The following is a 15,160-nucleotide window of genomic DNA, read 5'->3' as shown; positions in this document are numbered from 1 at the left end:
CTGATGGCTGACGACTTATTTGCGCAAAATTAGCAATTCAGGGCCGAACGTTGTTATGTTTACGTAAAGAGTACAACCAGGCTACTATGGAGAACACTACGTCGAATACGAATAATTTCCTCAACTGGGTCGAAATCAAAAACTTCAAGTCTATCAAAGACCTGCGGCTCGACTGCAAGCGCGTGAACGTATTCATCGGCAAGCCAAACGTAGGGAAATCTAATATTCTGGAAGGGCTGGGGTTGTTAGGAGCGGGTTATGATACCGATAAATTTTTGAGAGGTGCTGTCAGGTATAGTAATTTAAGGCATCTATTTTTAGACAACGATATAAACCTACCTATTGAAATAACAACGGATCTGCAAAAAATAAATATTGGTATTATACCATCTATGAGCGTAAAGGTGAATGGAAAGGTATCTACAAGTCCCACGGAATATTTAATCGTGGGAGGGAATAAAGAATCACGAATTATTGACGAGCAAGGGTATCCAAGTAAGATATCTAAGTCAGCCAATCCTAAGGATGAGAAAAATTTCGGAGAGCAATTCAGAAAAGTGAAAAAATATGATTTTGCTAATCTAACCGAATTCATAAACCCATATCAAGATTTTTTATTGCCACCAAACGGCCCCAACCTATATGAAGTAGTCAGAAGAAATAGAGAGTTATGGAATGAGTTTGCTAAACTTTTCACAGAACAGAAATTAGAACTTGTTTTATTCGATGAAGAGCAAAAGTTCATTCTTCAAAAGAAAGACGGGCCATATATCTGGCAATATCCTTACTTCTCTATCGCCGACACCTTCCGGCGGTTCATGTTTTACATCACTGCCATAGAATCCAACAAAAACTCAATCCTAGTTTTTGAAGAGCCGGAGGTACATTCATTTCCGCCATATGTCAAGGCATTAGCTCACCGAATTGTATACAGTGAGACAAACCAGTTTTTCGTTTCGACGCACAGTCCTTACCTTTTGCAAACACTCATTCGGGAGCTTGCCGAAGCAGAATTAACTGTCTTTATAACTTATTACAAAGACTATCAAACATGCGTTCGTAAATTAACATCAGAAGAATTGCAGGAGGCTGAAGACTTGGGTATCGATCTGTTCTACAACCTTAGCCGTTACGAACCGAATGCCTGAACGTAATATCCAGTTTTTGCCTGAATGCCATGCAGACACAGCACTCCTTCGGCACTTTATACCTGACCATCGGCAAAGTATCCATATTTTAGGCTGTCCGGAAGTGGCAAAAACAATGCTTTCATCTAAAGCGGCTGCGTATCGATTTATAGGTATGGTCGATAACGATGATGATTTAGACATTCGTTGTAAAGGATTTTTTAAAGATTTCAAACTTGTTACTCAGGAAAACCGAGTAACAGTAAGAAGCAACTTCTCGACAGAGCAACATATCATAGTTATTGATAAGGCCGCAGAAAGTTTTCTCATTTGGAATGCCGATCAAGTAGGCGTTGATTTAAACATATATGGATTTTCTTCGATGGTTAAAATATTGAGAAATCAGACTAAATCTCCAACTATCGAAACCGATCCCAACTACCTCCGTCTCCTGGCCGATCTACACACTCGTCAGGCCCCCGGCTTCCTCACACTCGAACGTATTCTGAATGACTTCATCATTACGTAACCCGGTCCTCATTACAGGAGGCACCGGCTTTATTGGTTCTCACATTGCCCGACGGTATCTGGCCGATGGGCATTCGGTTTCGGTGCTGCACCGGCCTCAACACGGGTATGGTATGCTGGCCGATGTGGCCGAACGTATCACCTTCATGCCAGGAGATATTCTGGATATTCCCTCGCTTGAAGCGGCTATTCAGCCCGGAATGGATGTGATTCACGCGGCTGCTATCGTGTCATTTGTGCCGAAAGACCGTGATCTGATGGAACGTGTCAATGTAGAAGGCACGGCCAACGTAGTGAATGTCTGCCTGAAAGCAGAAGTGCGGAAATTGGGTTATGTTAGTTCAGTAGCTGCACTCGGGCGACCAGTCGAAAAAGGAGGAAAGTCTAAAGAGCCGATCCTTATCAACGAAGACCAGAAGTGGGAGGATTCACCAAATAACTCCGCCTATGCCAAGACCAAATATCGGGCTGAGCTGGAAGTCTGGCGCGGGGTGGCCGAGGGTCTAAACGCCGTAATGGTTAATCCATCCATCGTGCTGGGCGCGGGCGACTGGAGCCGTAGTAGTCTGCAACTTATCAAATATGCGTACGACGAAAAACCATTTTATCCGGCTGGCTATATTAACTACGTAGATGTCCTCGACGTAACCGACGCACTGGTCCAGTTGATGCAGTCTGATACTACGGCCAGCCGCTACATCCTGAACGGGGGCACCATTCCCTACCATTCGTTGTTAGAACAGGTGGCGGCAGTATTGGGCAAGCGTCCGCCAACGATGCGGATTTCGCCCGGACTGACTCGATTACTCTGGCCGATGGAAGCCGTTCGGGCGTGGTTAGTAGGGAAAGCTCCACTCATCACCCGTGAAACGGCTCGGTCGGCAAGTTCGATTTATCAGTACGACGGAGGAAACATTAAGCAGATAGCTGGGTTTCAGTACCGACCGCTAAGTGAGACATTACAACGTGTGGCAGACGCGTTCAGGACCTCCCCCAAGAGCGCGTAAATTTTCGGCTTTGGGGTTGGAGTTTCGCTTTTTTGGATTTATATTTCACTGCCAAAGGATAAATCGCGCCATTGGCGCGGCCCCTATCCGCCTAACATTTTTTAAGGCATTAGCATGGAGCAAGAGTTCGAAGAACGAGAAGGCGATATTAAAGAATCCATCCGGCGTTTTGAGCAAATGCTGGATCAGCAACAAAGTCATTTTTTCGATCTGGACGTCTATGAGCAGATGGTTGAGCATTATCTCAATAAGGGCGATTTAGACAAGGCGTTTAAAGCCGCCGAATCCGGTCTGGAAAACTTTCCGTATGCGTTAGAATTAATGCTCGACAAAGCCCAGATTCTGGCAAATTTTCAGCGGTTCGACGAGTCGCTGGAGTTTCTTGAACGGGCATCACTCTTTAACCCCGGTGATCTTGATGTGCCCTTTATGCAGGGATCGGTATTGAACATGGCTGGTCGCTATGAAGAATCCATTCAGGTGCTGGAGGAGCTTCTCGACCGCGCCGAAGAGAAGGACGATATTCTGTTTCAGTTGGGCCAGAGTTATCAGAACTGGGGCAAATACGACGAGGCCATTACGCAGTATAAAAAATCAATTGCCTTAAACATTAACAACGAAAATGCTCTGTATGAGCTGGCTTTCTGCCTGGACGTAACGGGCGAACTGGAAAACAGCCTTTCCTACTACCAGCAACTGATCGATACGGACCCGTATTCCTATAATGCCTGGTATAACATTGGTATCGCCTACAGCAAGCTAGCGCGCTACGCCGAAGCGGCCGAAGCCTACGATTATGCCGTTATTATCAAGAGTGATTTTGCTTCGGCACATTTCAATTTGGGCAATACCTACATGAATCTGGGGTTGTTTGAGAAGGCGGAAAGCTGCTATCGCGAGACGCTGAAATATGAAGAAGCGACTGCTGATACGTTTTGTCATCTTGGCGCCAGTCTGGAAAAACAGGACCGTCTGCCCGAAGCCATCAAAGAATACCGCGAGGCCATCAAACTGGATAACATGTGGGATGAAGCCTGGTATGGTATCGGTGTTTGTTTGAGCGAATCGGGCAAGTGGTATGAAGCTCTGCCATTTCTACAGAAAGCCGTTAAACTCAACGACCAGAACGGTGAATATTACCTGGCCGTTGCCGAAACCGAATACAAAATCGGGAACGTACTGTCGAGTGTAGAAGCATTCGAGAAAGCCGCCGAAGTAGATGCTGAAAACCCGGATGTGTATTTGACGTGGTCGCTGGTGCCGTTTGATCAGGGCGATTTCCTGCGGGCAAATGACATTATTCAGTCGGGCATTAACGATATGCCGGAAGAGGCTGACTTGTACTATCGGTCAGCCATTTACCTGATTCACGCGGGTCATTATCGCGAGTCGCTGATTCAATTGGAAGCGGCCCTGTCGCTCGACTATGATGCACACGTTCAACTGTTTGAATTCTTTCCGGAATTGGAAAAACAAAAGGCATTGTACAAGATTATTCAGCAGTATAAAAAGGAATAACCAAATACGAACTTCAGTCAAAAGAAATGCTCACCAGGATTGGTGGGCATTTCTTTTTTCACAGGCTATTCATCATTGAGTTTGGCAACCGCTTTAACAATCTCGCTCTGATTTAAGTAAACATCCGGCAGTTGTTTTCCCGACCGTTCCCGGAAGGTATGGAACCACTTGTTCAGCTTTTGAAGCGATGTAAATTTATACATATTGCTCGCTTCATCCAGTACGTACAATTTCTGGCCTATTTGCCCGCGGTCTTCATCAACGGCAAATACACGGTCCAGCACCATAGTCGAGCCATTGGCCAACTGTCGATACAACTTGTTGCCAAAGCGCTCAAAAACGGTGGAGTCGGTGCGATCCATCACTAACGTATCGGAACCGGCCAGCGCCATCCGCCTGATCATCGAAAACCCTATTCGTTGGCGCGTTGCCTGACTACTGGCACGATATATAAAGGTTTTTCTACCATTATATTGAAAGCGTCCTTTTAAATAACTTCCGTTCGTTAAGAAGGCGGTCCCATCATGGTATTTGTAATCGATAGTAGGCTCGGTTGTGGTAGGTACATATACCGTACTTGGGTAATGAGTATGATGCTTTTGTTGAGCCCATGAAACTGTTGTAATGCAAAACAACGTAGCTGTGATAATTGAGAGACGTTTCATAACGGTATATATCTTAGATAGTTGACAACTTTATGTCAAGATAATCATATTTATTCATCTGCAATTAAAAGTTGATCAGGATTTCAAATGTTTGTGGAAAGCACATCTTTTCTGGTCCAACCAGGTGCGTTGATTTTTCTTTTCGGTATTGAACAATGTGTTCTTTGTGGCGCTGTGGTTAATAAAAAATTACTGATTATCAGTCTGACTAACGGCTATTTTCTGCTTCAGATCGAACGTTTGGGCCGCAAAGACAATCAGAATGTGGTTATCATCGAAGGCTTCTTTGATGGCAATTATGGCTTCGCTTAGCGCTGTTTGCGGGCTGGTGTTAGGCTTAATCCAGAACCAGAGCACAAACTGAATGTTCGCATCACCAAAATTGCGATAGTGAAAATCGACGGCAGGCTGGTTTAACACAAACGGCAGGTTAGTAATTGCCTCTACAGCCACGCGCTGGGCTATTACTAAATCATCCAGATATGAAATACCAGCCGCCACTTCAATACGTCGCTGGCCGATGCGCGAGTAATTCGTGATCGGTTTCTGGAATACATCTTTGCTGGGAATTTCGACCGTTTGCCCCTGCCCGTTATCGATGACGATGGACCGTAGTTTGATATCCAGCACTTTGCCGGTATAACCATTCGTTTCGACGGTGTCGCCCACCTGAATGGGTCGGGCCAGCGCGATCATGGCTCCCGAAATAAAATTGGTGGTCAGATCCTGAAAGGCGAACCCCACCGCCAGCGCAATAACGCCAGCCCCCGCCAGCAAGGACGTAACCGTCTTGTCAAGACCCAGGACGCCCAGCGCCACAAATAACCCAACGGCCACAACGAGTACCCGAATCAGTGCGGCTGTCAGGTTGATGAGCGAGATATTGCTACTGACCCGTTCCAGCCCCCGAATCATCCACCGGCTTACCCATCTCGACAGGAACGTAAAGAAAACCAGCAGCAATAATGCGACGGCTATCTTGGGTATGTAACGTATCGCAAGGCGAATCCAGATGGATAATTCGGCGTAAATAAGGCCTGCGGCCTGGGAGAAATTCATTGGGCAAAATTAGTCGTAGTAGGAGAGGAACGCCACGAATTTGCATTGTGTTTCATCATTAAACCATTCACCGTACCTTTGTCAACTAATTCACAGACTACTGATGACACGTTCTGCCGCCGTTTACCTCGATAATGCCGCTACCACCAAACTCGATCCTGAAGTGCTGGACGCTATGTTGCCACTAATGACCGAGCAATTTGGTAACCCGTCTTCCATTCACAGCCACGGCCGTGCGGTACGTTCGGCCATCGAAAAAGCGCGCAAAACGGTAGCCTCTTTACTCAATACATCTCCGGCTGAGATTTTCTTTATGTCGGGTGGTACCGAAGCCGATAATACGGCCATTCGGAGCAGCATTGAAACATATGGACTCAAACACGCCATTACGTCGCCACTGGAGCACCATGCGGTTTTGCATACACTTCAGCATCTCGAAAAGCAGGGCATTATCCAGTTAAGTCTGGTCAATATAGACGAAAAAGGCCACATTGATCTGGCCCATCTGGAAGAGGTACTGCGTCAGAACAAGACGGTTGGTCAGGGGCGCTCGCTGGTGTCGCTGATGCATGGCAACAATGAGATTGGCAACATGCTGAATTTAAATCGGGTAGGGGAGTTGTGCCGGAGCTACGACGCTGTTTTTCATTCTGATACGGTGCAGACAATGGGCCATTTTCAGCACGATCTACAACAGTTACCTGTCGATTTTATCGTGGGTTCGGGGCATAAATTTCATGGGCCCAAAGGCGTTGGTTTCCTGTATGTCAATGCCGAACAGGTAAAAATTCATCCATTTATGCATGGTGGGGCGCAGGAACGTAACATGCGGGGCGGCACCGAAAACGTGTATGGCATTGTCGGATTGGCGAAGGCACTAGAGATTGCCTACCGCGAGATGGATGAACACCGTCAGCACATCATGGGGCTCAAGCGTCGAATGATTGAGCAACTGCGTGCCAATATGCCGGACGTTCAGTTCAATGGCGACTCGGCCGATGTTGAAAATAGTTTATATACGGTTCTGAATGTTAGCCTGCCAGCCTCTGACATGAGCGACATGCTCTTGTTTAGTTTGGATATTGCCCGGATTTCGGCGTCGGGTGGGTCGGCCTGTTCGAGTGGCTCAAATATTGGTTCGCACGTACTGGGCGCTCTGCCCGGACTTGATGCGGATCGTGGCTACGTTCGGTTTTCGTTTGGCAAATACAACACCATGGAAGAAATAGACTATGCGGTTGCTACGTTGGCCGGCCTGTATCAGAAGGAGTTGGTGAAGTAAAATGTGAATACCAGCAATCACTACTTCCAACGATTGGGGAGCAAAACGAGTCTAGCAGATAAGAAATAGTCTTGAAGGAGATCCGAACTGTTTTTATCTGGAAGCCATGCTCAAATTCATTGTCTTTACGGGTTTATTCGCCCTGGGCTGTACAGGCAATGACATCCCCAAAAGTATACCCGGTTGCGTTGCCAATCTGATTCAACAGATTAAAAATCAGGGTGTCTGGAATCCTCCGGCCAGGATTTATCGCTACGTGTACAAAGGGCAAATCGTTTATTTTGTACCGCAACGGTGTTGTGATATACCCAGCACCTTATACGACGAAAATTGCCATGTGCTTTGTTTCCCCGATGGTGGTTTTACCGGCGCTGGCGACGGAAAGTGCAACGACTTCTTTACCAGCCGGTCAGCGGAAAATCTGATTTGGCAGGATACCAGAAAGTAGTCGTCGAGGTACGTATGAAGATTTAGGCTAGTGAAATGGATGTTGAAACGGTTAAGGGTAAAATCGTATTACATTAGCTTGACATAGACTTCCAGCTCTCGACGTAATATTTAGGTCTAGTAAAAAACTGTATCATGCGAATAGTCGACAGTTTGTTCCTGCTTGCCTTGTTAGGTTGTAATGATACGGAATCAATCGACCAGCGATGTGTGAAAGGTCGCTATATTTCTACTTATTGTGGGGGACTAGTTATTCAAGTACTGGATGGTACACCCATTGGCACCGATTGGAAAGGCAATTCCTCCGAACTCTTACAGAATTGTGTTGTAGCGAGTCTAGATACTCTCGCTTTTAAGAAACTAACTGTTCCGGGATTACCGCGAAGAGATTCAATATTTTACTTTCAATATCGGCAAGGTGGCTACCCCCAAAAAGAATACATACTTTGTTATCCGGCCCCTTTCGTAACCCTTACAGCCGCATCAGGAACTGGTTGTCAGTAGATGATCAGTCCTATTTTATCTATTTACAAAGTCCTATACGGAAAATTGAAACTCCCCAATACAGATTTGTCAAGTCTGCATTGGGGAGTTTCAATAACTGCTACGTTGTTTTTACTTGACGTTCACTTTTTTACAGGCGTCAATATGCTCTCAGCCGCCTGCACCTTCTGGGGTAAGCTGGGTTCGCCAAGCATCTCTCGCAGATCAACTTCCACACTCCGGCAAATAGCCTTCATCGGTACGTCGCTGATGTTGTTTTCGAATGGATTTTCGCTGGTGTCGCTAACGAGCTCCATCGTATAAAAAACCCAGGCAATAATTGTGTAAAAGGGAACCGTCAGCCAGATGTGCCAACTGCTTAATTTCGCCATTTCGGTTAACAGACCGAACGGAAGTATGCTGATGAATAAACAAACAAACAAATAACTGTTGAACGCATACTGACGCAAAAAAGGGAGTGCTTTCAGCCGCTCGGCGGCTCCCTGCTGCGCGTATAAATCGCTTAGAATGTGCTCCATATCCGAATGGTAGAACTCGGTAATCAATCCCGCCATCCGAAGCTCACGCAATTGAGCCGACTGCCGCCTGATAATCTGGGCCGCTGGATTTTGCCGGGCCATGAAATACTCCACTTCATCGTCGTGCAGGAACATACTCAGTTCCTTATCCATCTGAGACTGGAACCCCCGCAGATCTTCGGCGCTGTCTGAGGGATCAAAACAGTTGTGACGCCCGCCTACCTGGATACGTACTGCATTCAGGTAGGCCACATGCCGGTAAATAAGCATCTGCTGGGTCCGGAACAGTTCGTCGGCTGAACAGCACAGTGGGGCATCCATATTGCCCACGTAGTCCATAACCATTACGCCCCACGATCGGCTGGCATTAACCAACTCGCCCCAAACTCGCCGACTTTCCCAAAGCCGTTTAGCCGACGAGTTGTTTTTAAACCCGATGTAAAAGGCCACGGCCGTTCCAATGGCAGCAATGGGCACAAAAGGCATAGCCAGAAATGTCCAGCCAGCCCAGGCATAGAGGGCACAGATCGTTAATGAATAAAGGACAAAAAAGAGGACAGAACGCCAGGCGAACGTCGCTGTGCTACGGAACGGAAAGTGGTTAGCTGTATCCATACGTCTGGTACGCTTAAAAAGAGGAAGAATCTACCATTAACCCGCATAATGCAACGTGAGCGCCGTAATATCGTCGAACTGAGCATTTTCACCGATAAACTCCTGAAGGTGCTGAAGCATCGTCTCATTAACGTGCTGAGGCTTAGCCGCAAATGTCTCTTCGAGGAGTATTTTCTTGATACGTTCCATGCCAAAGCGTTCGCCAGCCAGGTTATTGGCATCGGGCACACCGTCGGTATACGTAAAGAGCGTATCGCCCGGCTGGAGCGTGAACGTAGCGGAAACGTATTCGTACTCGCCATCAATGCACAACGCCAGACCGCCTTTCTTTTTCAGCACTTCAACCGTCTTGTCCTGACGGAGAATCAGCGGAGGTTCGTGACCCGCATCAATGTATTCCACAATGCCCGTTGTCAGATCCAGGATACCAATGAAAGCCGTTACGAACATCATCGACTGGTTATCGGCACTCAGGAACGAGTTGATCCGGTAGACCTCCTCGTGAATGGCACCGCAGTTTTTGTTGGAAAAGTGGCTCTTGAATATGGTTTTTGTGATGGCCATAAACAACGAAGCCGGAACCCCTTTGTCGGATACGTCGCCGATGATGAAAAACAGTCGGTTTTCATCCATCAGGAAGTAATCGTACAGATCGCCCCCCACCATTTTGGCGGCTTTGAGGAACGCGTGCAGATCAAAATCCGTCCGGTCGGGAAACGGTGGATTCGTTTTGGGCAGCATAGCCTGCTGGATATCCTGGGCAATGTTGAGGTCGTTCTGGATGGCGATCAACTGGTCGTGCTCCCGCTGCGAGCGCATCATCATCTCAATGTGCGCAATCGTTTTGTTGATCGTAATTTCCAGATCACTGAAGTTGATGGGTTTAGTGACGAAATCAAATGCTCCGCGGTTCATGGCCGTCCGGATGTTGTCCATATCATTATAGGCCGAAACCATGATCGCTTTCAGGTACGGGTTATTCATTTCGTTCAACTTACTCAGAAACGTCAGGCCGTCCATCTCGGGCATGTTAATGTCGGACAGGATTAAGCCGATGTCCTTAATTTCATCCAGCTTTTCGAGAGCTTCTGCGCCATTATTGGCAAAAATGAACTCGAAATCTTTATTCCGAATCTGCCGTCTGAACTGTTGCGTAATCAGCATTTCCATGTCTGACTCGTCATCTATACTTAAAATTTTGAAGGACATTGTTTGAGTAATTTAAAATTGTAGATGCTGTTTTTTCTGTTTTATATGGTTAAAATAGCGATTAATCGAGTGGTAGTCGAATGCTGAATTCGGTGAAAATGCCGGGTTCAGAATCAACGTTTAGTTGTCCTTTGTGCAAGCCATTAATGATGTCATGACTGAGCGAAAGCCCTAGTCCGGTACCGACACCAACCGGTTTAGTGGTGAAAAAAGGCATAAATAGTTTTTTCTTGACCTCCTCTGAAATGCCGTCGCCATTATCGCGAATTTTAATCTCGATGGCGTCCGCTTCTTTGTGCGACGATATCAAAATGGTTGGCTTATACGTGTCTGGCTGCGTTTTACGGCGCTCGTTTACGGCATAACAGGCGTTCAGAACCAGATTCAGAATAACCCGATTGAATTCATAGGGCGCAATGTTAATGCTGCCAATGGATGGGTCCAGTTGAAACGTCAGTGAGACATTGAACTGATTATCACCCGCCCGCATACCCTGATAGGCGAGTTTCGAAAACTCCTCAATCAATATGTTCAGATCCGTCTGCTCGAATAGCACCGATTCGGAGGAGCGAATCTGAGCGAGCATTCCCTTAATGATTCGCTCGGCCCGCGCCCCATTCTCCCGAATGCGTGATACGTTCCCTTTCAACATGTCCAGCACTTCGAGCAACTCTTCAGGATCGAACTGAGCCTGTAGCTTCACCGTAATGCTTTCCATCTCGCCGACAAGATCGACCGACAACCGCGCGTAGTTGGTAATAAACGTGAGTGGATTTTTTATTTCGTGCAAAATACCCGCTGTGAGCTGGCCAATTGCCGCTAACCGATCCAGTTGCGCCACCCGTTCGCGGAGCGCCATCAGCTCAGCGTCGGTTACCGAGGGCGACTCGTTCAGATGGTCGGGTTCTGCTACCCCTTTTGGCGATTTCATAAAGCAATTGTTAAAAAGATTGAACGGGTCTGTAAGCTAATTGGCTATAGTAGGCAAAGTCATCATAATCTCTGTAAATTCACCCTCCTGTGAATGAATTTCAATTTTTCCTTTATGCGTTTCAATAATATCCCTTGCCATAAACAGCCCCAATCCAGTACCTTTCGACGTGGGTTTAGTAGTGAAAAATGGACTAAATAATTTAGTGATTTCACGTTGAGGGATGCCTTTGCCGTTGTCCCGGAATACGATTTCGACATGACCGTTTGAGGCTGTGGTGTCAATTCTGAATTCCGGTACAAAGTCTTTGGTCGATTTATTTTTTTCGTATAAGGTATAAAAGGAATTACTGACAATATTTTCGATCACCTGCCCAAACTCATAGGGCAGCAGCTTGGCACGTATGGATTTGCTTTCCAGATCCATGACCAGATTTACAGAAAAATCTTTATACTCAATTTTTGCGTTCTGCAAAGCAGTTTTGGCTTTGTTTTCAATGAAATTGTTGACGTCGGTCTCCAGAAAAACCCTCGATTTTTCTTTCAACAATTTCTGCATGTCTTTCAGAATGCGGGTGGTGCTGTTACTATGCTCCTGAATTTTGGACAGATTGACTTTCAGCACGGCCAGTTCTTCCGAGACTTCCTGTAGAGTTTGGGGTTTTATGTCATCCTTCTGACTTTCAATGACATCGATGAGCTCATTGATTAAATCATCGGACGTCTGAGAAAAATTATTGACGTAATTGAGCGGATTCAAAATCCGATCCACGATGCCCTTTGTTAGCTGCCCGACCGACGCCAGACGCTCCTGACGGATCAATTCGTCCTGTGTATTTTTAAGATCATTCAGCGTCGTTTCCAGGTCTTCCAGCAGCCGGGTTTTAATAAAGGCGGCAATCAGATGTTCCTTCAGATTACAGATCATGCTGATATCCCGCTGATCAAACGCATTGACTCGATTCGTGTTTTCGAGGGTAATAAATCCTTCAATGTGGTTGTCAGTCTCGATGACGATCGTAATCAGCGACCGGGGCGTAATCAAATCATCAATCGGACTGTTGAGCGGTTTGTAGACTACGTCGTTTTTGAGATAAATATCCTTGTAAACCTCTACGCTGTTGGTCAGAAAACGGCTTTCGGCCTCCTCCTGGGTCAATTGGACCGACTCGACGTGTTTCAGGTCCATATTGCCACGTAGTGCTTTGAACTTGAATGATTTGCTGGGTTTATCGAAGAGAAGAAAGCTGGCGCTATCCATGTTTCGAATGACCGAGAACTTGGTGACAACGGTCTGGAACAAGTTCGCGAAATCGATTTCAGCGTTGATTGACTGAACGATTAGGTCAATTTTTTTCAATTGATCATTCTTGACCGCCAATTCCTCCGACTGCTTCTCCATCTCTACTTTCTGCACAACTACTTCCTCCGTCCGTTCCTGAATCAGGTTCTCCAGGGCCTCTTTTTCTTTAACCAAAATGAGCAACCGCCAGCGGATCAATCCGTAAATGATCAGTCCGGCAACCAGCACAAACAGGCTTATGACCCACCAGCGTTCGTACCAGGGTGGCAAAATCCGAAAGGAGTAAGCGGCTTCTTCGCTGATGGTACCGTAAATATTTCGGGCTCTTACGCGGAACCGATACGTATTATGCGGCAGGTTGGTGTATTCTTTCCGGTTTTCAGTAGTCCATTCCGACCAGCTCTGGTCGTAATTTTCCAGCATATATTGAAACGAGAGCGCATTGGTAACGGCAAAGCTGGCGGCTGAAAATTCAAAACTGATGTCGTTATTCTGGTAGTCCATCTGGGTCCGAGCCGTCGTGGACGTATCGGCCTGTTCGGCTTTTGAGAGATAGCCATTAAACAGCACCTTTTCGTCTTTCGCCTGAATTTTACGAATCAGCGCCTGAAACGGGAGCTTGTAGGACTTGTTTATCTTCGCATCATACCGTACGATGCCATCCCGCCGACCAAACCAGACCAGACTTTGCTGATCCGGGTAAACTACGTTCACGGGGGAACTCAGGAGGGGCAGAAAGGGTGTTACGATCGGCGTAAAGGTTGTTCCACTTTTTTTGTAAAGCGTAACGCCTTTTTTATCCCCGCTAACAGTCCATATATCGCCGTGAGCGTCTTCGAATAGATTGTCAAGCCAGTAGTGGGTGGCCGGTGTCTTGCTCCCGAATGGGTTGTAAAGGGCGAAGCGATTCTGTTGCGGATTGAATCGGTAAATTCCTTTCTCATTACAGACAAGCAGCCCCTGGCTGGTTCGGGCAATCCGGTTATAGAGCAGCGTTGGCAGACCCTGTTGGGTGGTATAATGGGTGATCTGGTTTGTTTTAGGCTGGAAGGTATAAAGGCCATCCGTAGATGTTTCCATCCAGACTGTTCCGTTGGCCTCTTCCAGTATACCAAAAATGCGCTCGTTCAGGCCCGGAATCGATTGATACGTTCCCGATGTTAGCATTCCCAACCCACTTTCCGTACCGACGTAAAGCCGTGACGGGTTTATTGCTGAGGCCGTAATGCAGAGGGCATAACTATCGGTAATAGCTCTTGCTACGTTGTTTGTTAGCTGATAAACGCCTTTGCTGGTGGCTATAAATAAAGAACCCCCACGCTCGGTTAAAGAGAAGCAGCTGACATTCAGGCCCGCGACCGGATGAATAGCCGTGTTGTCGATTCGAAACAGCCCGTTGATCGTCGCGAGGTAAACGATGCCATTGACACGCCGGATATCCAGGATTTCACCGGCGAGCCGGGTCGCTTCGTGGAAAAGCGTAATGGGCGATGGTATTTCTACCTGGGCAAGGCCGTTGTTCAACGCCAGCCACAGATTCCCGTCGCGGCCGGTAAACATGCCATTAATTAACTGATCATTCAATCCGCTGACGCCCGTAATTAATTGTTTGAGCTGACCCGTGGGGGATAAAATAACGAGGCCACCCCGTACCGTACCAATGGCTAACGAGCCATCACTCAGCACCGCGCCGGTTGTCGCCTGACTTTTGGCCAGATACGTATTGACTGATGCCGGGAACTCACTGATCGTGTTGCCTGTCAATTGAAACAGCCCCTGGTTGCTGGTGACCAGCAGTTGTTTATCGCTGCCCAGCGGCAGCATGGCAGGCATGTCATAGATCGTAGGGAGGCCACTGCTACGTCCTACGGAGCTGAATTTGCCATCCTTAAAGCGGCTCAATCCCTGCTGACGTAGAAATACATAAATCACCTGATTGGCACCGAAGGCTGACATAATATCCGAGGTGGAGGGCCATTCCACTATGTTCTTACCATTCCAAAGAAAAACCGTTTTTCGACTTATGAAGTGGATTCCTTCCTTTGTTTCCAGAATGGCGAGGATTTCCGTAAAGCGAGTTTTGATTCGTTGGTTTAAACTGGAAAATTCGAGTTTACCCGTACTATCGGCCCGCAGAAACCCAAATTCGCCGTTGCCGCCTACATAAACCGTCCCATCCCGGGCCGTTAGTAACGCCGATACTTTGGTGGTGTTCCGGGTAGAAATCGTTCGCCAGTTTGTCCCGTCATACTCCAAAACGCCGGCAAAATTGGCAACGTATAAAACGCCCCGACGATCCTGCGTGAAGGCGAAATTCTGACTGTTCGCATCGTAGTCTTTGGGCAGATACACTCTCGCTGGGGGGGTACCAACACTAGCTGAAAGCTCGTCAGTCTGGGCATACGCTAGCGAGCTGCCGAACAGGCAGAGTAGCATACAGCAGGAAAT

The 15,160-nt window shown here is 47.1% G+C and carries 12 protein-coding genes; 6 read left to right on the top strand and 6 right to left on the bottom strand.

Annotated features, from left to right (window positions below; genetic code table 11):
• The first annotated feature begins 86 nt into the window (after positions 1-86).
• The 4 genes from BM202_RS04745 (at position 87) to BM202_RS04730 (ending at position 4,180) form a co-directional block, all read left to right on the top strand.
• Positions 87-1,148: an AAA family ATPase gene (locus BM202_RS04745; protein WP_093823414.1), complete on the top strand. Its 1,062-nt coding sequence runs from the start codon at positions 87-89 to the stop codon at positions 1,146-1,148.
• On the top strand, positions 1,141-1,656 hold the full coding sequence (locus BM202_RS04740; protein ID WP_093823412.1) for a hypothetical protein: 516 nt from the start codon (positions 1,141-1,143) through the stop codon (positions 1,654-1,656). The genes BM202_RS04745 and BM202_RS04740 overlap by 8 nt, the downstream gene beginning before the upstream one ends.
• Positions 1,637-2,662 (top strand): NAD-dependent epimerase/dehydratase family protein, encoded by a 1,026-nt coding sequence (locus BM202_RS04735; RefSeq protein ID WP_093823410.1) that lies wholly within the window; start codon positions 1,637-1,639, stop codon positions 2,660-2,662. The genes BM202_RS04740 and BM202_RS04735 overlap by 20 nt, the downstream gene beginning before the upstream one ends.
• A 114-nt stretch (positions 2,663-2,776) precedes the next feature.
• Positions 2,777-4,180, top strand: coding sequence for a tetratricopeptide repeat protein (locus BM202_RS04730; RefSeq protein WP_093823409.1), 1,404 nt, complete (start codon positions 2,777-2,779; stop codon positions 4,178-4,180).
• 65 nt (positions 4,181-4,245) lie between these two features.
• Here BM202_RS04730 and BM202_RS04725 read toward each other — a convergent pair whose 3' ends face one another.
• Positions 4,246-4,845 carry a hypothetical protein gene (locus BM202_RS04725; protein ID WP_093823407.1) on the bottom strand — a complete coding sequence of 200 codons (600 nt, stop codon included), beginning with the start codon at positions 4,843-4,845 and terminating at the stop codon, positions 4,246-4,248.
• Between the two features lie 189 nt (positions 4,846-5,034).
• The gene (locus BM202_RS04720; RefSeq protein WP_093823405.1) at positions 5,035-5,904 is read right to left on the bottom strand and encodes a mechanosensitive ion channel family protein; all 870 of its coding nucleotides are present in this window, start codon (positions 5,902-5,904) and stop codon (positions 5,035-5,037) included.
• A gap of 103 nt (positions 5,905-6,007) precedes the next feature.
• On the opposite strand from BM202_RS04720, the gene BM202_RS04715 reads away from it, so the two are divergent.
• Positions 6,008-7,186 carry a cysteine desulfurase family protein gene (locus tag BM202_RS04715; protein ID WP_093823403.1) on the top strand — a complete coding sequence of 393 codons (1,179 nt, stop codon included), beginning with the start codon at positions 6,008-6,010 and terminating at the stop codon, positions 7,184-7,186.
• Positions 7,187-7,292: 106 nt separating this feature from the next.
• Positions 7,293-7,634: a DUF6970 domain-containing protein gene (locus tag BM202_RS04710; RefSeq protein WP_245776518.1), complete on the top strand. Its 342-nt coding sequence runs from the start codon at positions 7,293-7,295 to the stop codon at positions 7,632-7,634.
• Positions 7,635-8,259: 625 nt separating this feature from the next.
• On the opposite strand, the gene BM202_RS04705 is transcribed toward BM202_RS04710, so the two are convergent.
• The 4 genes from BM202_RS04705 to BM202_RS04690 all read right to left on the bottom strand — a co-directional run bounded on the left by BM202_RS04705 (position 8,260) and on the right by BM202_RS04690 (position 15,148).
• A complete protein-coding gene (locus tag BM202_RS04705) occupies positions 8,260-9,270 on the bottom strand; it encodes a bestrophin family protein (protein ID WP_093823401.1) in 1,011 nt (336 codons plus the stop codon).
• 36 nt (positions 9,271-9,306) lie between these two features.
• The gene (locus BM202_RS04700; RefSeq protein ID WP_093823398.1) at positions 9,307-10,479 is read right to left on the bottom strand and encodes a SpoIIE family protein phosphatase; all 1,173 of its coding nucleotides are present in this window, start codon (positions 10,477-10,479) and stop codon (positions 9,307-9,309) included.
• A 61-nt stretch (positions 10,480-10,540) separates the two neighbouring features.
• Positions 10,541-11,410 (bottom strand): sensor histidine kinase, encoded by an 870-nt coding sequence (locus BM202_RS04695; RefSeq protein WP_093823396.1) that lies wholly within the window; start codon positions 11,408-11,410, stop codon positions 10,541-10,543.
• A gap of 36 nt (positions 11,411-11,446) precedes the next feature.
• A complete protein-coding gene (locus BM202_RS04690; RefSeq protein WP_177236502.1) occupies positions 11,447-15,148 on the bottom strand; it encodes a sensor histidine kinase in 3,702 nt (1,233 codons plus the stop codon).
• Positions 15,149-15,160 lie beyond the last annotated feature (12 nt).

The sequence above is a fragment of the Spirosoma endophyticum genome, assembly GCF_900112365.1.
Lineage (GTDB): Bacteria > Bacteroidota > Bacteroidia > Cytophagales > Spirosomataceae > Spirosoma > Spirosoma endophyticum.
This window is presented reverse-complemented; position numbering and strand designations above follow the sequence as displayed.